This is a genomic window from Staphylococcus sp. GDY8P67P (assembly GCF_017892545.1).
Lineage (GTDB): Bacteria > Bacillota > Bacilli > Staphylococcales > Staphylococcaceae > Staphylococcus > Staphylococcus ureilyticus.
Genome location: NZ_JAESLH010000004.1, coordinates 434054 through 452965 on the forward strand (window position 1 = coordinate 434054; position 18912 = coordinate 452965).

14 protein-coding genes are annotated in these 18912 nt (G+C 32.2%); 8 read left to right on the top strand and 6 right to left on the bottom strand.

Features of this window, described 5'->3' with window-relative positions; all coding sequences use genetic code 11:
• Positions 1-100: 100 nt before the first annotated feature.
• Positions 101-865, bottom strand: coding sequence for a 2,4-dienoyl-CoA reductase (gene fadH / locus KA833_RS02020; RefSeq protein ID WP_210128275.1), 765 nt, complete (start codon positions 863-865; stop codon positions 101-103).
• Positions 866-1382: 517 nt separating this feature from the next.
• On the opposite strand from fadH, the gene lqo reads away from it, so the two are divergent.
• The 4 genes from lqo to KA833_RS02040 all read left to right on the top strand — a co-directional run bounded on the left by lqo (position 1383) and on the right by KA833_RS02040 (position 4381).
• Positions 1383-2873 carry an L-lactate dehydrogenase (quinone) gene (gene lqo / locus KA833_RS02025; protein ID WP_046206933.1) on the top strand — a complete coding sequence of 497 codons (1491 nt, stop codon included), beginning with the start codon at positions 1383-1385 and terminating at the stop codon, positions 2871-2873.
• A gap of 227 nt (positions 2874-3100) precedes the next feature.
• A complete protein-coding gene (locus KA833_RS02030) occupies positions 3101-3202 on the top strand; it encodes an SE2200 family small protein (RefSeq protein ID WP_064499651.1) in 102 nt (33 codons plus the stop codon).
• 312 nt (positions 3203-3514) lie between these two features.
• Positions 3515-4159 carry a DUF2975 domain-containing protein gene (locus KA833_RS02035; protein ID WP_064209908.1) on the top strand — a complete coding sequence of 215 codons (645 nt, stop codon included), beginning with the start codon at positions 3515-3517 and terminating at the stop codon, positions 4157-4159.
• Positions 4160-4171: 12 nt separating this feature from the next.
• Positions 4172-4381 carry a helix-turn-helix domain-containing protein gene (locus tag KA833_RS02040; protein WP_046206931.1) on the top strand — a complete coding sequence of 70 codons (210 nt, stop codon included), beginning with the start codon at positions 4172-4174 and terminating at the stop codon, positions 4379-4381.
• Between the two features lie 222 nt (positions 4382-4603).
• Here the strand turns inward: KA833_RS02040 and KA833_RS02045 are convergent, their stop codons facing one another.
• The 3 genes from KA833_RS02045 to melB all read right to left on the bottom strand — a co-directional run bounded on the left by KA833_RS02045 (position 4604) and on the right by melB (position 10879).
• Positions 4604-6313, bottom strand: a complete 1710-nt coding sequence (locus KA833_RS02045) for an ABC-ATPase domain-containing protein (RefSeq protein ID WP_210128274.1) — start codon at positions 6311-6313, stop codon at positions 4604-4606.
• Positions 6314-6495: 182 nt separating this feature from the next.
• Positions 6496-9474, bottom strand: coding sequence for a glycoside hydrolase family 2 TIM barrel-domain containing protein (locus KA833_RS02050; protein ID WP_210128273.1), 2979 nt, complete (start codon positions 9472-9474; stop codon positions 6496-6498).
• Between the two features lie 13 nt (positions 9475-9487).
• On the bottom strand, positions 9488-10879 hold the full coding sequence (gene melB, locus KA833_RS02055) for a melibiose:sodium transporter MelB (protein WP_046206928.1): 1392 nt from the start codon (positions 10877-10879) through the stop codon (positions 9488-9490).
• Between the two features lie 180 nt (positions 10880-11059).
• Here melB and KA833_RS02060 point away from each other — a divergent pair, with 180 nt between their 5' ends.
• Positions 11060-11890 carry an AraC family transcriptional regulator gene (locus KA833_RS02060; protein WP_107520779.1) on the top strand — a complete coding sequence of 277 codons (831 nt, stop codon included), beginning with the start codon at positions 11060-11062 and terminating at the stop codon, positions 11888-11890.
• A gap of 209 nt (positions 11891-12099) precedes the next feature.
• Here the strand turns inward: KA833_RS02060 and KA833_RS02065 are convergent, their stop codons facing one another.
• A complete protein-coding gene (locus tag KA833_RS02065; RefSeq protein WP_064209912.1) occupies positions 12100-13389 on the bottom strand; it encodes a YhgE/Pip domain-containing protein in 1290 nt (429 codons plus the stop codon).
• Between the two features lie 160 nt (positions 13390-13549).
• Between KA833_RS02065 and KA833_RS02070 the strand changes: the two genes are divergently transcribed.
• The 3 genes from KA833_RS02070 (at position 13550) to KA833_RS02080 (ending at position 17312) form a co-directional block, all read left to right on the top strand.
• Positions 13550-14167 (top strand): TetR/AcrR family transcriptional regulator, encoded by a 618-nt coding sequence (locus KA833_RS02070; RefSeq protein ID WP_064209913.1) that lies wholly within the window; start codon positions 13550-13552, stop codon positions 14165-14167.
• A gap of 399 nt (positions 14168-14566) precedes the next feature.
• Entirely contained in the window at positions 14567-14911 is a 345-nt protein-coding gene (locus tag KA833_RS02075) for an ArsR/SmtB family transcription factor (protein WP_073344805.1), read from the top strand.
• On the top strand, positions 14904-17312 hold the full coding sequence (locus KA833_RS02080) for a heavy metal translocating P-type ATPase (protein ID WP_210128272.1): 2409 nt from the start codon (positions 14904-14906) through the stop codon (positions 17310-17312). Before KA833_RS02075 ends, KA833_RS02080 begins: the two co-directional genes overlap by 8 nt.
• Before the next feature lie 199 nt (positions 17313-17511).
• On the opposite strand, the gene KA833_RS02085 is transcribed toward KA833_RS02080, so the two are convergent.
• Positions 17512-18783, bottom strand: coding sequence for an amidohydrolase family protein (locus tag KA833_RS02085; RefSeq protein WP_210128271.1), 1272 nt, complete (start codon positions 18781-18783; stop codon positions 17512-17514).
• Between the last annotated feature and the right edge of the window lie 129 nt (positions 18784-18912).

The following is an 18912-nucleotide window of genomic DNA, read 5'->3' on the forward strand; positions in this document are numbered from 1 at the left end:
GACTTGCTAAAAAACCATTATCATCAATAACAGGCTGTAACAATTAGTGTGTCACAGCCTGTTATTATTTCTGTTATCTTCATAAAGTTAAGCTATGATGTTAAAATGCGTTTTGGTTAAGCCATTGACCACCATCCATTGTCATACAAGCACCATTAATGTAATTTGCCTCTTCAGAAAATAAAAACCTAGCTAATCCTGCAATTTCTTCTGGTTGGCCCATGCGTCCTAAAGGCACACTGTCCAATGTTTGTTGACGTGCGTCTTCCGATAAACTAAGTTTTCCAGAGCCTCCTGTATGATCTATAGGGCCTGGCGCAATTGCATTTACGGTAATGCCATACTTTGAACCCCACTCTACAGCGAGCGTTCTGGTCATGGCTAACACACCCGCTTTTGCACTAGCAGAGTGTACAACACCTGGCCCTGAACGCCATGCATAAGTTGCCACCATATTGATAATACGTCCACGCTGTCCTTGTTCAATCCATTTTTTTCCAACAGCTTGTGTACAATGCCAAGTTCCATTTAAGACAATATCTACGACAGAATTCCAACCATTAGTTGTTAGTTCTTCAGCAGCACATATAAAGTTACCAGCTGCGTTATTAACCAAACCATCTATTTTACCAAAAGTATTAATGGCTTCATCCACTGTATATTGTACGCGTTCCGTATCACGAACATCCATATCAACACATAAAATTTGTCCTTCTCGGTGTTCAATTTCCTTTTTCGTTGCTTCTAACCGTTCTAACGATCTACCTGTTATAACGACATTCGCACCTTCTTCAGCAAAACGTTTCGCCATTGCTTTTCCCATACCACTACTTCCACCAGTAACCATTATCACTTTATCTTTCATATAGAGTCTCCTTTATCAATTAAATTAGTAAGCGCTTACATTTTATAAATCAGTATAACAAAGTTTTGCCAATTTTTCTCATTAAAAGATAACTCTCAATTATTGAGAAACATCATTATATATCCATGTTTCATATGAAACATTTTGCTTATTTAATCGTTATGTATTTAATAAGTGGTTGATAAAACCAATTGCTTAAATACAAATTCACACGTCTAAATTTTTACTTCTATACCCTTTATAATTAATTAAGACATATATAATTGAAATTTATAGATACTATAATGTAATATTACTATGTAGCAGTTATTGTCACTTATTTTAATGATTTATACTTGAAATATAGGGTAAATTATTATAAGTATGGTCACATATTCCAAATAGGAATGTGTTATATGATTAATATGTATTTTCACATGTGTGAATCGCGTAATATAATAGTAAATAAAGACATAAGATGAGTGACAATGTATGACAATTTGTTACTGATGTTATTAAGAATGAAAGGTGAGGAACTATGGCTAAAACTGAGTCAAAAGACGTCATTCTTATTGGCGCCGGTGTATTAAGTACTACTTTTGGTTCTATGCTTAATGAACTTGAACCAAATTGGAACATTAAATTATACGAACGTTTAGATCGTCCTGGTGACGAAAGCTCAAACGAACGTCATAACGCAGGTACAGGACATGCTGCACTTTGTGAATTGAACTATACAGTGCAACAACCTGATGGTTCAATTGATATTGAAAAAGCAAAAGAGATTAATGAGCAGTTTGAAATCTCTAAACAATTCTGGGGCTATTTAGTTAAAAATAACTATATCGAAAACCCTAGAGAATTCATTCATCCTTTACCACACATTAGTTTCGTAAGAGGTAAAAATAACGTTAAGTTTTTAAAAGACCGTTATGAAGCAATGAAAAACTTCCCTATGTTCGATAATATCGAATATACTGAAGATATCGAAGAGATGAGAAAATGGATTCCATTAATGATGCAAGGTCATAGCGCAAACGACATTATGGCTGCCAGCAAAATTAATGAAGGTACTGACGTAAACTTTGGTGAATTAACTCGTAAAATGGCGAGAAACCTTGAAAAAAGCCCACAAGTAGAAGTTCAATACCATCATGAAGTACTTGATTTCAATCAACGTAACGATGGTAAATGGGAAGTTCAAATCCGCAATGTAAATACTGGTGAAACACAAACACAATTAGCTGATTATGTATTTATCGGTGCTGGCGGTGCTGCTATTCCATTACTACAAAAAACAGGCATCCCTGAAAGTAAACATTTAGGTGGATTCCCTATTACAGGCCAATTTTTAACATGTACAAATCCAAATGTGATTGAAGAACATGATGCCAAAGTGTATGGTAAAGAACCACCAGGCACACCACCAATGACTGTGCCACATTTAGACACACGTTTCATTAATGGTCAAAAAACATTATTATTTGGACCGTTTGCAAGTATTGGTCCTAAATTCTTAAAATATGGTTCAAACTTAGATTTATTTAAATCTGTTAAACCAAGTAACATCACAACATTATTATCAGCGGCAGCGAAAAACTTACCGCTACTTAAATACTCATTTGACCAAATTTTAATGACAAAAGAAGGTTGCATGAACCACTTACGTACTTTCTATCCAGAAGCACGCGATGAAGATTGGCAATTATATACTGCCGGCAAACGTGTTCAAGTGATTAAAGATACTGAAGAATATGGTAAAGGCTTCATCCAATTCGGAACAGAAGTTGTAAACTCAGAAGACCATTCTGTCATTGCATTACTTGGTGAATCACCAGGAGCATCAACTTCTGTATCTGTAGCATTAGAAGTATTAGAGAAAAACTTCTCTGAATACAAAAATGATTGGGAACCTAAAATCCAAAAAATGATTCCTTCTTATGGCAAATCATTAATTGAAGATGTTGATTTAATGAGAAAAACACGTCAACAAACTTCAAAAGATCTTGAATTAAATTATTACGAATAAATTTTTGATTGCTTAAGTGTAAAAACTAAAATGAACTGAGATTAAGATTGTGTGAAACACCTATTTATGAACCTACAACCGTATATTATTTTCTGCTCGCATCTTAAGAGATGTGTTTCGATATATTTTATCGTTACTGAATGCCTGTTGGTTCCTTAATCTTTGTTGTTCATTGGTATTTTTAAAAATACTTTGTTATCAATGATTCACTTAAAGGAGCGAAATGTATGAAAAAATTATTAGTAGTTGTGGCTATAGGCGCATTAGCATTTGTAGGCCTTAAACGTTACCAACAACATGTAAACAAAGCACCAAACATTGAATATTAATAAATGACAAAAGCGACCATTGGTAAATCTTACCAATGGTCGCTTTTTGTTTTTGTTATATAAAACACAAGTATAAAGCGGTGATCATCCTGAGATATTTATACTTATATCTCTTTGTATAAACTGTTGTCTTAATGGCTGCACTATATCTCCATTTACTCAACTCACTCATGTTCATCGTATAATAGCATTATTATATTATCTAATGATTCAATTCGTCCTCCGATTATTTTATCGTTATTCGATAAAAAAGTATTGATTATCGATATATTTAAGTTATAATGAAATTAATCAATTAAAAGGAGCGTCAATATGTCTACAATTAAAAGCAAACGTTTTAATATTTTAATCAAAACACTAACTATTTTAGCAACCATCGCTTTAGTTTTAACTTCTCTTAGTATATTACCAATTATTATCGCAATTATAGCATTGTTAATCATTCCTTCTTCATTTATTAACACCCAATTAGACAAAGCCAATAAACCTTTTTGGGTTGATTCATTAGGACTAAAATCACATGATATTACAAAGCATGACCTAAATAGTATTACTTTTCCTAAACCATCTGTTATATTAATACTATTATTAATAATTGTATTAATTGCAATTTATATTCTGGTTATTGCCTATGTCAGAAAATGGCTTAAAAATGTTAGCAAAGGGCAAGTTTTTACAAATAAAAACGCAAGCATCATAATTTTAATTTCTTACTGCTTTATTGGATTGGGTGTATTTGAAGCATTTTTTGAATTGGCAAATAATTTTATGATTTATAATTTTTTAGGACAAAATGCTAAATTGTATGCACTAATGGACAAAGATATCGAAACCTTTGCAGATTTCTTTTTTAATTTTAATTTCACACTTATTTTAGCGGGTATCGTTATTTGGATTATAGGAAATGTTTTTAAATATGGTGCATTCTTACAAGATGAGTTTGATTATACCGTTTAGGAGATTATATAAATGATTGTAGTTAGATTAGATCGAATATTAGCAGACAGAAAAATGAAACTCAGTGAATTAGCTAATGAAATTGATATTACTGTAGCAAATTTATCAAATTTGAAAACAGGCAAAGCAAAGGCGATACGTTTTTCAACATTAGATGCCATATGTAAAGCACTTGATTGTCAGCCTGCAGATATTATAGAATACACAGAATCTGAAGATTAAATCTTCATCTTTACTAATAACTTTTCTAGTTCAAAACGCTACATTAAAATTCATAGACTAGCTTATATTTATCATAGCTATACTTTTGCCTTAACTCCTGCTTAGTGGTTAGGCTCACGCTTGTGTTAGCTCAGACTAACCGGATGTCTAAAACTTTATTTAAATAGAAAACAGGAGTGGAACAAAGTAATACGTAAGTTCCACTCCCGTTTTTTGTATGTTTTAATATGTTTTAATATTCAAACCTCTATAGCGATTGAGTGCGCCACAGAATTCTTGTTTTCTCGGCAATGCAAGATTACCAGGGTGTCCTTGATGCGGTGAAATAATATCTAACCCTTTATCACTAATTAAATTAAAAATTTTATCAGCTGCTTGTGATATCGTATCTTGTTCATTTAACAAATGACTTTGATAATAATCTATCATGGTAGCTATACAGTTCGTTTGGCTAGCATCAACAAGTTGTTCTAATCCCGAAATATTTATTCGTTCTTTACCGTATAAAATTGTCTGCATGCCTTTTACTTTAAAACGTTGATCTTTGCCTTTATGTGAAAAACTAGATTTCAATGGTATTCTTTGCGAAATTTTTCCAAAGTGGCATTGTGATGCTTCATCTTTCAAGTGACTATCTTCACTAGCAATTGCTTTCGCTTTATGAGTGACGTCTTTTAATACATATTCATCCATCATTAATACTTGATCAGCCACTTCAAAGTAATCGCCAGAACCTCCTACGATGAGAATTGTTGAAACATGATAATCTTGGTATAAAGACTTTACTTTCATAGCAAAAGGTGTGATTGGTTCTTTTTCGGGTGCGATTAATTTTTGCATTCTCCCGTCTCTAATCATAAAATTTGTTGCAGATGTATCTTCATCTATTAATAATAACGACGTTTGAGATTCTAAGGCTTCCATAACATTTGCTGCTTGTGATGTACTACCGCTCGCATTTTCAGTAGAAAATTGAGTAGTATCTTTTTTACCTGGTAAATTATTTATAAATGGTTCAATATTTACTTTTTCGATACTTCTTCCATCTTCCGCACGGATTTTCATCGCATCTTCACAGGTAATAATAAGTTCACGTCCATCACCTGGAATATGGTGATATACACCACTCTCTAAAGCTTCTATTAGTGTTGATTTACCGTGGAATCCACCACCAACAATGAGCGTAATCCCCTTCGGAATACCCATACCACTAACTGTCTTTCCACTAGGTAAATTCAATTGAATTTCAAATTCCTGTGGACTTTGGAATGTTACAGCACTAGCTAAAGGCATATCAGACACACCACTTTTTCTTGGCAATATAGAACCATTCGCAACAAATGCAACTAAATTTTGTCGTGACAGTGCCTCGCGTATAAATACCTGATCTATCATCGTAGTCACTTGATCATTTAATGCAGTTCTATTGATATGTTTATACATTAATGATTTTTCTACTATTTCAGGTAATAAATCTATAAAAATATGATGAGCAACTTTTCCTAAAATTTTTCTTCCTGCTGCTGGTAAACCTACCTCAAAGCGAACCTCAATTTCACTTTGATTAATCACTACAGAAGTACGTTGTAATATTTCTTGGCCACAGCGATCTATAAAAATATCAGGTCTCTTTTTAGAGGTTTTATCAGCTTTAAGTACATCACTAATACGCTTACTAAATGACCTTGCTAAAAAATCAGATACAGCAATCTTTTTATCTTCTGAATCTAATAATTCATCTGGTATATTGGCAATATGACGCTGCATTTTAGCACGCACTTTAGATGGTGGTGCGTAAGGATCTGCTTGTATATGATCTATAATTAAGTGAAATTTATCAAAAGCATATTCACCTTTAAGTCGTTTATATGCACCATATTTTTGTCCGTCTAATGATTTTAATAACTTCCCGAATTCCAATGTATTTTTCAAACGGAACACTCCTTCAAAATAGGTTAATACTCTTTTATTTCATACCCAAACTCCCGAACCTGTGAAACTCACTCTAATAATAAATGTTAGTTTCCTGATAAAAAGACCAAATTCCAACGAAAAGAGCCCACACAAAGTTAGTTTTTAATCACTACTTTTTGTGGGCATTTTTAAAAATTTAATTATTCAAAATTTAACTTAAATTGAAATTGGATATGCTTGTCGTTTAATTGGTATATTTCACTTAATTCTGGTCCACAACTATTGGATCCTATACCACTTTGACCATAATCGATATATATATAAGTCTCTTCTTCTACTAATTGGTCTTCATGCATCGTGTGTGTAAGTTGTTCCAATGAGTAATGTGTCGTATTAAAACTGAAAGGTTGATCACTGGTTACTGTAATTTGATGTTCATCATTAGAAACCTTCGCATATGTGGTCCCATTATGGCTACCTGATTCTTGTGGCTTAATATGATTACCACCATTTTGTGTGACTGTTGTATCGAAGTAGTCTAAATACGTTGCTACACCTTTATCAGAATAACTACTGAATGGGCCATTGCCATAGTATTTCACCGCTTCAAATGTATGCGGTAATGTTATCTCTAAGCCAAATCTAGGCAGAAACGGCCCTGCAATATCTTTCTCCAAATCATATGTTATATTTATTGAACCATCGCTTTGAACAGTCCACGTCATTTCTCCTTGTAAAATAGGAGGAACCACATCATGAACAATCACTATTTCGAAATTAATACTGACTGCATTGTTATTTTCTTCAACTTTATAATTTTGTACACGTGTATAAGCTTCCGCATAACCCATATATTCCCAATCTTTTCTAACATTAATATCATTATCTATAGGTGCACGCCAAATCTTATTTTTTGTAGGATGATTGACTATGGTATGGCCTTCGTAAACAACAGAAATCAAACTACCATTTTCTTTATTAAAGGTATAAGCATAACCGTTTGCTAACACTATTAGAGAATGACTATTTTCTTTATAACTGACTGGCCCTTCCTGTACGTCTAATTCGTGTTGGTTAGTAGATTGACGTTGATAGACGATTTGATCTTGTCCTAATTCAAAATTAATGTGACGTAAAGGCTCTTCATTTTTCAATTTATAGCGTAATAGTATATCGCTTAATTCAGCTATTTTAATATGATTGCTTAAATCTATATCTTGTGTACTATGTGGTTCAAAATTATCAACCGTAATATCAAACGATGTTTTATCACCGTTTAAAAATGTTGCTGTCGCTTCGATAGTTAAATAATTTTCTACATGACTGAAATCTAGTTGATTACGTAATTTTAATATACCGTTCGCTTCTTCTACTACTCTAACAGGTCTGTGTTCATGTTTAAATTCATAGTAACCTTCATGTGGTGTACGATCAGGGAAAACGATGCCATCCACACAGAAATTCCCATCATGAAGTTCTTCTCCAAAGTCCCCGCCATATCTAAAAATAGGCTTACCATTTTGTTGACCAACTTGAATACCATGATCACACCATTCCCATACAAAACCACCAATAAAACTATCATATTGTTCCACTAGCATTTGATATGCATGTAAATCACCTGGTGAATTTCCCATAGCATGTGCATATTCACAAAGTATAAATGGTTTATCTAAATCAGGGTCTGTAAGATACTTTTGTTCAACTTCTTCTGGTGATGCATACATTCTACTAATCATTTCCACATTGGATAAATCATATGATTTTGATTTATCTCTATGGAATGTTCCCTCATAATGAATAGGACGTGTGTCATCTAATGTTTTTACTCGTGACATAGCTGTTACCATATTCACACCAAATCCTGACTCGTTTCCCATAGACCAGGAAACAATAGAGCTGTAATTTTTAAATGGAATGATGGACGCTTCAATACGTTCTACAATTGGTTTTTCATATTGCGGATTATCTGTAATAAGATTAAAATAATCTGTATTTTCTTCGCCATAAAGCCTCACTACACCATGCGTTTCTAAATCTGCTTCACTCATTACATAAAATCCATATTGATCAGCAAGTTCATAAAACAAAGGCGACTTAGGATAATGTGCTGTACGAATAGCGTTAAAGTTACCTTGCTTCATTAGTGTTAAATCTTTCATAAATTGTGCTTCACTCATTACATATCCTGTTTGAGGATCGCTATCATGATAATTGGTTCCACGAAATTTAATTGATTGACCATTGATATAAAACTGATTATCTTGTATTTGTATTTCTCTAATTCCTATTTTTTGAGTAATTACCTCTGATTTCGTAGTAAGCGTAATAGTATAAAGTGTTGGTTTTTCTGTTGACCACAATTGTGGTGTTTCAATTATAAAACGATGGCGGTTTGAAATTTCCGCTTCCTGCAACAACGCACCATCAGGACCATATAATCGTGTCTGTACACTATCCAATCCCTGTTTATCTTCTAATTTTACGTCGACTATCCCTTGGTTTTGCAATTCATTAACACGCGTTTCAATTCTAAAATCATTAATTCGTGATTTCGCACGTTTTAAAATGTAAACATCTCTGAAAATACCTGAATGGCGAAACATGTCTTGATCTTCAAAATAAGTACCATCCGAATATTTTAAAACAAGTACTTGAATCGTATTAGTTCCTGAATGTACATAGCTGGTGATATCAAATTCAGAAATTGAATGTGATATCTGACTATAACCAACAAATTGATCATTAATCCATAGATAAAATGCACTATCGACACCTTCAAAATTCAAATGATAATCACTTTTTTCGTCGTATTCAGTCACTTCAAATGAACGGATATAACATCCACAGGGATTAGATTTGGGTACATACGGTGGATCAAATGGAATTGGATATTGTGTGTTTAAATATTGTATTTGGTCATATCCATGTATATTCCAAACTGATGGTACTGGAATAATCTGTGACTTATCTATTTCAAGACTACTTGAGTAATCTTCTATTGAATTAAAATATTTAAAATACCAGTTTCCATTTAATAATGTGACATTATTAGTCTGATATCGCGTTTCTAGGCGGTAAGCAGACTCCTTTAGTTGATAAGGAATATAAAATGCACGTCGTGGCAAAGTGTTTACATGTTGAATATCTATATTTTCGTGAAATTGTTGCTCTAACATAAAAAGTTCCCCCTTATTTACTCATACGTTCTCTATGCTCTTTTTGACGTTTGTATTGTAGAGTTTTTTCAATATCTGTTAAAAAATCACCTTTTAAATGGAAGGCTTTATGATATAAAAATGCAGCTAAGATGACGAAAATAATTGGCAACACAATAATAAGTATGCGTAATCCATTGATGGTTAGTGCTGTTTGTTCTTCATTGGGTGTGTAGCCAAATATTGATAAACCTACACCTACAATTAATGCAGCTACTGCTTGTGAAGTTTTCGTTAAAAATGTGTTTGTAGAAGTAATGACGCTTTCGTTACGTTGGCCAAATTTCACTTCTCCGTAATCAATAACATCTGCCAAAGATACTGTTGTAATACCAATCATAAATCCAGAACCAATGCGTAATAACCCTGCTCCCACAATAACGGTAATAACACTTTGTGGTACGATAAAACCTGAAATCAAAATAAATAGTAAGCCTATGATTATAAGTGATATTGCTGTATTAAAAGCCTTTGTTCTACCTACCCACTTGATAAAACGTGGCAAAGTAAGTAAACCAATCATCTCGCAAAGAATCATTGCATTAAAAATAGCAAATAAATGTTCTGCATTAACTACATATTTAAAGTAATAAATGATTGAGCCATTCAGCGTTTGTAAGCAAAGGTTAAAGGTAAGCAATACTCCCATAATTGCTAAGAGCTCTTTATTTTTAAATAAAATTCTACCAATATCTTTAAATTGTACTTTAATGCCTGTTTGTTGTTCCATTTCTTTATCTTCAGGTACTTTCCATACAGTGACACCTATTGTAAAAATAAAAACCATACTGCAAATAACCGCAAAAACAAAAATACCTACTGAATCACTACCTTTACCAAAAATATCCCCTAGTTTATGTATAAAAAATAAACCAAATGTACCTACTGTAAAGGCAGCTAAACTTGCAAAAAATCTCGGTATTACTGATACTTCTTCACGTTCTCTTGGATTATGTGTTAAATTTGGAAGCCAAGACCAATACGGAATATCCATCATCGTATAAGTCATACCCCAAGCAATATAGATAATCGATACATAGATATACATTGCCGTTTGTGGTAAATCTAAATTTGTGAATAATAAAATCGTTACAATTGCATTTATGATTGTCCCAATCACTAACCAAGTTTTAAATTTACCAAAGTTATTTCTTGTATTATCAACGATGACTCCCATGATAGGATCATTTATCGCATCCCAAATTCGTGCAACAAATAACATTACACCGACAAACGCTGGACTCAAACCAACAATATCAGTAATGTAAAACATCAAAAATACGCCAACAATATTAAATATGGCATCCTTTCCAATAGCACCAAATCCAAATGAAAATTTTTGTATACCGGTCAAATGTCTGTCCATTTTCTTCACCTCTGAATTTATACAATTTAAAACGCTTTCATAATTGTTACTACTATTTTATCAACAGCGTATGCCAACTATGAATAGCATAATGATGACGATATATGGCAAAATGTTGCATTTCATAATTAAATTGTGTTTATATAAATTAAAGATTATTTATTTTAAGAGGTATGTTGGATGCAAATATTATGGAAAAAATTTCAAAAAAAGCATATTGATGCTAATTTAATAGAATGTGGTATTGAAATTGGTGTACCAAATGTTGGCTATAAATATACAGTAATAAGGGACGCTGTTTTGCATATTGTGACGAATGGAGAGGGCGTATTTATATATAATGGTAAAGCACATACTTTAAAAGAAGGTGACATGTTTTTATTAGAGAAAGGGATGGATGTAGAATATAAACCTTCTTTTTCTAACCCATGGACTTATTACTGGATTGGCATAAGCGGAAAACAGATTTTAGATTACTTACAACGTTGCTACATTGTAGATCAACATGTTATTACAAATAAAGAAACATCTAGCATAAGACACATTATTCAACAAATATGCGACTTTTCTAAATCTATTGAAACAAATAATTCCAAAGATATTTTAATTATGCAGCACTTATATAGTTTAGTTTATCAATTACAAGAACAATTTCCTAAAGCATTTTCTGTTAATGTTGATATCATTAATGTAGATATTCAAAGAGCTGTTGCTTACATCAACTCAAACTATCAAAAAGACATTATGATTGTAGATGTAGCAAATCACGTCAATGTGACACGAAGTCATCTATTTAGACTATTCAAGAAAAACTTAAATTGTTCTCCAAAAGCATATTTAACTTATATCCGAATGTATCATGCTTCTCAATTATTAATCCATAGTAATACTTTAATAAATGAAATAGCACTTCAAGTTGGTTATAAAGACCCGCTTCTATTTTCTAAAACTTTTACAAAACATTTTAAAGTTAGCGCTTCTGAATATCGTAACCAATTTTCTAACAGATAAACCTTAGCTCAACCACAAAAATGATCACTTTAACACATTCATTTCAACAGAAAAGCACAGCCGCATATCGATGAAATAACTGATCACATATTTTTATTCCACGTTTCATAAATTCAACCATTACCTATTAAAAAAGCTCTAAAACGATTCATTAAAAATCGTTTTAGAGCGATGGTGTATTATATTTTATAAACTTCTGTTTTAAAAATTTAAGACGGAACTTCTGTACGTTTTGTACTGTGTTTTCTAATTATAGCTGCAATCAGTGCAGAAATAGCACCAAAAATCATGAATCCGATAAACATCCACATCGTTGTATCTAATTGAATGCTGCCATGTAAATATAAAATTTCTCTTAATGAGTTTGCATAATGTGCAAATGGATTCCAATCGACAATATATTTTTGATAAAAATCAGGCAACATTTGTTTTGGCAATGTTACTAATTGCATGCTGAAAAACATTAATAAGAAAAAGATTGGAACAGACTTCAAGCCTAACCAAGTCATCGTACCGAGAATAAGTCCGACAAATCCCATGATTGCTAATGCGATAAATGTAGCAGTTGTATTAGGCGCATTGAAATTAAAGTCTAATACTAGTTTCATAAAGTACACATACGTGAAAGCTCCTACAAATGCTGTAACAATTGTCATGGCAATTTGTCCTAATGATGCAATAATACGATGTTGTATCGCTATGTTATTACTTGTTCTAAATGCAAAGAATAGTAATACAGAAATAATAATAGAACCCATCCAAACAGGCATAAACATTAAGAATGGACCATTGCCACCTGCTTGATGACTACCGATTTTATTTACTTTTTCACTATCCACTTTAACTGGGTGCGTTAAACTTTGAATATCTGATGCTTTTAAATCAATGTTTTGTTTCTCTAAAATATCTAAGCTTTGTTTAGTAATTTGTTGGTTCATGTTATCACCCATGCCTTTTAAAACTTGGGAAGACATTTGTGAAACTTGTGCGCCTGCACCATCATTAATAAATGTTTTAAAGCTTGCTTTTTGAGGTTTTATTTGTTGATTCTCGCCAGATTGTGACATTTTTTCTTGCATCATTTTAGCTTGTGCTGCTGGTATTTCTCCAGATTGAACTTTATCTTGCATTTCTTCTTTTTTAGAATCCATCACAACTTTTTGTGTTTTGCTTAAAGCATTTTTTGAAAAATCTTTTTCTATAACAGCTGCTCCAAAATATTTTTGTTCTTGCATCCCTTGTTTTAAATCTTTTTCATTATCAACTTGAATCCATTTTATTTTATTTGAATTACTATCTAGCAATTTATCTTCTAAATTTTTACCTATATTAATATTTTTACCTTGCATATCAACACCTTTATCGTTGTTAACAATTGCAATTGGAATATCTTTGGGTTTAGGGTTAAATGCTGGATAAAAAGCGACTGAAAATATTACAAATATTAGAATAGCTGCAATCGGTGCAAGCCATAATAATTTATTTTTAAAAATATTCATTTTTAATTCCCTCCTATTTAACGAACACAGTGTTGAATATTTATCACATTGTCTATTATAATAATTAGTAAGTAATATACAATATGCAATTATGTTCAAGACGTTCTTTAATGAACACTTTTAAGATAAATGTCTATTAAATAAAAAGGAGATTCAATATATGGCTGAAGACAGACGTGTTAGAAAAACACAAAATGCTATTAAACATGCATTTATACAATTATTAAATGAAAAAGACCTAGATAAAATAACGATTAGTGATATTACACACAAAGCTGATATTAATCGCGGTACTTTTTATCTCCATTATGAAGATAAATATATGCTATTAAATAAAATGGAAAATGATTATATTGAAGACTTGTCTAATACATTAAGCACAAAAGATAAATTTTATGTAGGCATGGATGCAGAAGCATTTGCTCGTATTTTTACTGAAGAAAAATTAAAAAAAATCATCCTCCATATCGATACAAACTTTGAATTCTATAAAACCATATTTATGTTAGAAAGAAGAAGCCAATTAGAAACAAAAATAAATCAAGTCATGTATGAAAATATGAAAAAACATTTAGTTACAAAAGATACGGTTGATGGCATTCCACTAGACTATTTTCACAGTTATGTAGCAGGTGCATCTATTTCTTTCATTAAATATTGGGTGAAAGATAATCGGAAAATTGATCCACAAACTTTAGTAGAAAGTTTATTTAAAATTGTATTTTATGGACCGCTGCGTTTAATGGCAAAAGAACAATATAATATAAGCGAACAATAATACCTTTAATCTTGCAGTGTGGACAAGAATAACATTTTTCTATCAGTGTAATGTCCACTACTGCAAAATGAGTTGAATGTCTATATTTCAAAATATCAAGCAAAAACATCAGCTTAAAAGTAAGAAATATATTCAATCCAACTCTTTTTTCATGTTTCTTTTTGTCGTTGCATGTTAACACATGATTATTGAACGCTCTTCTATATGTAATAATGGCATTATTGTATCCAAACCCATACTTCTCTTAAAGTCAAAAAATATTTACTACTTTCACTTATTCACTTCTAAAATTCAACAAATTTATATCATTTTCATATTTTTAACGATAGTCTCTTCCATAACATATTAGAAAATGCTAATATGTTATATATTAATTTTTACTAATATGAGGTGTTCAAAATGAATAGTAATGATTTTACATTACAGGCACGTTTTTTACATGGGCTTTCTAATAAAGTTAGATTAACTATTTTAGAATTATTAAAGGTCTCCGAAATGACTGTTAACGAAATTGTTTCAAGCTCAAAAATGAGCCAATCTAGTATTTCTCAACACTTATCTTGTCTAAAAGAATGTGGCTTAGTGACTGCTAGACAAGACGGTAAATATATTTATTACCAAATTAAAAATCCATATATTTTAGAATTATTGAGTTTGGTAGATCATATTGTAGAAGAAACAAAAGATGATATTATCACTTGTAAATACCATAATAACTTAAGAATGGATGATGCTGATGAATAAATCATCTGATGTTTGTTGCACTAACACTTGTCAAAATGCGAACAATGAAAAAGTGTCAAAAGATATAAAAAACGCTACTGACACATTACAGAAAGTTACTTTTCAAGTTAATGGTATCGATTGTAGTTCTTGTGCCACAACGATAGAAAAAGCACTCGTACCCTTAGATGCTGTTTACAATCCAAAAGTTAACTTCGCTACTGGTAAATTAACAGCCGAAGTGAGTACTGCAAATACGACAAACCAAATTATAAAAACTGTGGAAAAACTAGGTTATGATATTCAAAACACTCAACCACAATCAACACAAAACACAATATTTATGATTAAAGGCATGGACTGTGGAAATTGTGCTAAAACCGTTGAAAAACATGTTTTGAACCTTCCCTATGTAAAAGATGCACAAGTTAACTTTTCTACAGGTAAACTTCAAGCCAATATCGATGGCCAAAATGAAAAAAATATTATAAAAGAAGTCGCTAAGATTGGCTATACTGCCACTTTACAAAACAATAAAAAAGATGAGGAACAGAAATTAAGATTATTTACCAAACCAATCATTTCTGCCATATTTATAATACTCGGGCTATTAATGTCAATAACATCACTACCAATTGGATTTTCTTACATTTTATATACAATTGCCATATTGGTTAGCGGCATGAAACCATTTAAAAGTGCGTTTTATTCATTAAAATCCAAAAGTTTGGATATGAACGTCTTAATGACAGTTGCAGTTATTGGCGCTATGCTGATCGGCGAGTTTTTCGAAGGTGCTATTGTTATTTTCCTATTCACAATTGGTACTTTGTTACAAACAATTTCGATAGACAAAACAAGAAATTCCATTCAATCACTTATGGAATTAACGCCCAAAACAGCCAACTTATATACTAAAGAAGGTATTATATCTAAAGATTTACATGAGATTCACGTTGGCGATATTATTCTTGTAAAGCCTGGAGAACGCATACCATTAGACGGCACTATTACTGAGGGAACATCTAGCTTAAATCAATCACCTATTACCGGAGAATCTATACCTGTTGATAAAACAACGAATGATGACGTTTATGCTGGTTCCATTAATGAAAATGGTACATTGAAAATCAAAGTTACTACATTAGTAGCAGATACTACACTGTCAAAAATCATTGATATGGTAGAAGCAGCACAAGCAAACAAAGCACCTGCACAAGCATTTATAGACAAGTTTTCAGAAATTTATACACCTGTTGCTTTTGTATTAGCGCTATTAGTAATGGTTATACCACCTATGCTTACATTAGGTTCCTGGGGTGAATGGTTCTATAAAGGACTAGAATTACTTGTTATCGCTTGTCCATGTGCGTTGGTCATTTCAACGCCTGTTGCTATAGTGACAGCGATTGGCAATGCGGCAAAAAATGGTGTACTTATTAAAGGTGGTAATTATTTAGAAGCATTAGGTTCTTTAAATGCATTAGCATTTGATAAAACAGGTACACTCACTGAAGGAAAACCTAAGGTAACAGCTGTTAAACATATGGAAAGTGATGAACAAACACTATTACAGCTTGCACTTAGCTTGGAAGCTTATTCAACACATCCTATAAGTAAAGCTATTGTAGACCACACCACTAAATTAAATATTTCACCCAAACATGTTAAAGATTTTGAAAATATAACTGGTAAAGGCATCAAAGGTAAAATAGATAATCAAATCGTTTATGTAGGAAATCAAAGTTTGATTGAGTCCATTAATCCCAAAATAAAATCACATGCATCACTGTTTAGTCATTATGAAAAACAAGGTTACACAATCATTATCATATCCTCAACGACAACATTATATGGTTTGATCACGATTGAAGATCCATTAAGAGAAAATATAAAATCAACTATTCATCAGTTGCAGAAATACAACATTAAAAATACAGTTATGTTAACTGGCGATAATCAAGAGACCGCCAACAAAATTGCAACTCTTGCAGGTATTCGTGAAACTTATGCAAAATTAATGCCTAAAGATAAATTATCAGCAATTGAAGATTTACAAAAACGTGGTTATCGTGTTGGTATGATTGGTGATGGTATCAATGATGCACCTGCACTTGCCCAAAGTGATGTAGGAATTGCAATGGGAGGCGTCGGATCTGATACTGCAATGCAAACAGCAAATATTGTTTTGATGTCAGATAACTTACAGCAACTTCCAAAATCTATCTCTATTAGTAAAAAAGCCAAAACAATTATCAAGCAAAATATTTACTTCTCAGTGATTATTAAACTGATTGCTTTCATATTAGTATTTCCTGGGTTATTAACTTTATGGTTAGCTGTCCTCAGCGATACTGGCGCTGCTATCCTAGTTATTTTAAATTCATTGAGATTATTAAATTTAAAAAAAGATAAACAATAAGCGAGCACAGTTCAAGTGCTCGCTTTTTATAATTTTTATATTTATATAAACTTTTTTACTACTAAAATATTATCTCAACGAATGGAGCGTCATTATAGTTTCATAAAATACACACTTCAATACACGCCATGAATACACAAAAAATGCTGGGACTTTCTATTGTCTCAGCATTTTATCTTATACGATGCAACTACACGTATTATTTTGTTTGGCGATCAATATCTAATGCAGTTGTATATTTCGGCTTTTCTTTTCTAAATAGATATTCACCATTACGTATCGAAGCAAGACAGTCAACACGTCGACGTTGTGCTTCAAATACATTTGGTGCGTCCAACACGATAAAGTTCGCTGGCTTACCTTCCGATAATCCGTAATACTCATCTAAATGCATTAATTTTGCACCGTTATAAGTAATTAAGTCGAAATTGCGTGGGAAATCTTCTTCTCGCATTAATTGTGAGGCATGCAAGCCATTATCTAAGATATTCATTAAATTACCCGACCCTGCTGGGTACCATAAATCGACAATTGAGTCTTGACCAAAAGCAACATTAATATCATTATCTACAAACTCTTTAACACGTGTTAAACCTCTTCTTTTTGGATAACTATCTTGCCTACCTTGTAAATATAAATTTTCGGTTGGACATGAGACAAAGTTTAAACCTGATTGACGAAATAGACCCATCATTCGAAATGCATAAGCATCATCTGCTGAACCAAATGAGCAAGTATGTGAAGCTGTCGTAGCATTTCCATAACCTTGTTTCATCACTTCAGCATTTAATATTTCTAAGAAACGTGCTTGTACATCATCTGTTTCATCACAGTGTACATCAATTAATTTATTATATTGAATCGCAAGTCTAACGATTTCTTTAATTGATTTCGTTCCTTCTTCTGGGCTCCATTCGTTATGTGGAATACCACCGACACAATCTGCACCTAATTTTAAGGCTTCTTCAGTTAAATCACGACCCGTTTTACCTTGCGCTTCAAAAGCGTACATACCATTTTGAGGAAACGCCACGACCTGAATTGTAATATTATCTTTCAATTCATCCCTTACTTCAAGTGCTGCTTTGATGCCCGTTAAATTGGGGTCAGTACAATCCGTCTGAGCACGTATATATTGTGTACCATAGCTTGCAACGTCTTTGACTGCTTGACGCATACGTGATTTCATCTCTTCTTTTGTAGTGCCTTTTTTATAATCATTCCATAAATCAATTGCTTCAAATAACGTCCCAGATGTGTTTTTGATTTGAGTGTCTTGTCCTGTAAAATAATAATCTAAATGAAGGTGGGCATCTACATATGGTGGCAAGACTAAAGCGCCTCCTAAATCAATTACTTCATCCGCTTCACCAAGGTTCTTTCCAAATGTTTTAAACTTACCGTTTTCCACTAAAATTTCTGAAGCTTCATCATACTTATAAATTGATGCATTAATGAATTTTTTACGCATTTATAAAACCTCCTATACACTTCTACCATAAGCCTTAATACATGTATAAGCAATGATTACCCAGTGAATATGTTTGCAATGAATACCAACTTAATAGATTGAACTTAATTAACAACAAAAAATCTGCTG

Excerpts from the sequence above, each read along its gene's own strand:
- fadH (WP_210128275.1), bottom strand. The coding sequence starts at position 865 with ATGAAAGATAAAGTGATAATGGTTACTGGTGGAAGTAGTGGTATGGGA.
- lqo (WP_046206933.1), top strand. The coding sequence starts at position 1,383 with ATGGCTAAAACTGAGTCAAAAGACGTCATTCTTATTGGCGCCGGTGTA.
- KA833_RS02030 (WP_064499651.1), top strand. The coding sequence starts at position 3,101 with ATGAAAAAATTATTAGTAGTTGTGGCTATAGGCGCATTAGCATTTGTA.
- KA833_RS02035 (WP_064209908.1), top strand. The coding sequence starts at position 3,515 with ATGTCTACAATTAAAAGCAAACGTTTTAATATTTTAATCAAAACACTA.
- KA833_RS02040 (WP_046206931.1), top strand. The coding sequence starts at position 4,172 with ATGATTGTAGTTAGATTAGATCGAATATTAGCAGACAGAAAAATGAAA.
- KA833_RS02050 (WP_210128273.1), bottom strand. The coding sequence starts at position 9,474 with ATGTTAGAGCAACAATTTCACGAAAATATAGATATTCAACATGTAAAC.
- melB (WP_046206928.1), bottom strand. The coding sequence starts at position 10,879 with ATGGACAGACATTTGACCGGTATACAAAAATTTTCATTTGGATTTGGT.
- KA833_RS02060 (WP_107520779.1), top strand. The coding sequence starts at position 11,060 with ATGCAAATATTATGGAAAAAATTTCAAAAAAAGCATATTGATGCTAAT.
- KA833_RS02065 (WP_064209912.1), bottom strand. The coding sequence starts at position 13,389 with ATGAATATTTTTAAAAATAAATTATTATGGCTTGCACCGATTGCAGCT.
- KA833_RS02070 (WP_064209913.1), top strand. The coding sequence starts at position 13,550 with ATGGCTGAAGACAGACGTGTTAGAAAAACACAAAATGCTATTAAACAT.
- KA833_RS02075 (WP_073344805.1), top strand. The coding sequence starts at position 14,567 with ATGAATAGTAATGATTTTACATTACAGGCACGTTTTTTACATGGGCTT.
- KA833_RS02080 (WP_210128272.1), top strand. The coding sequence starts at position 14,904 with ATGAATAAATCATCTGATGTTTGTTGCACTAACACTTGTCAAAATGCG.
- KA833_RS02085 (WP_210128271.1), bottom strand. The coding sequence starts at position 18,783 with ATGCGTAAAAAATTCATTAATGCATCAATTTATAAGTATGATGAAGCT.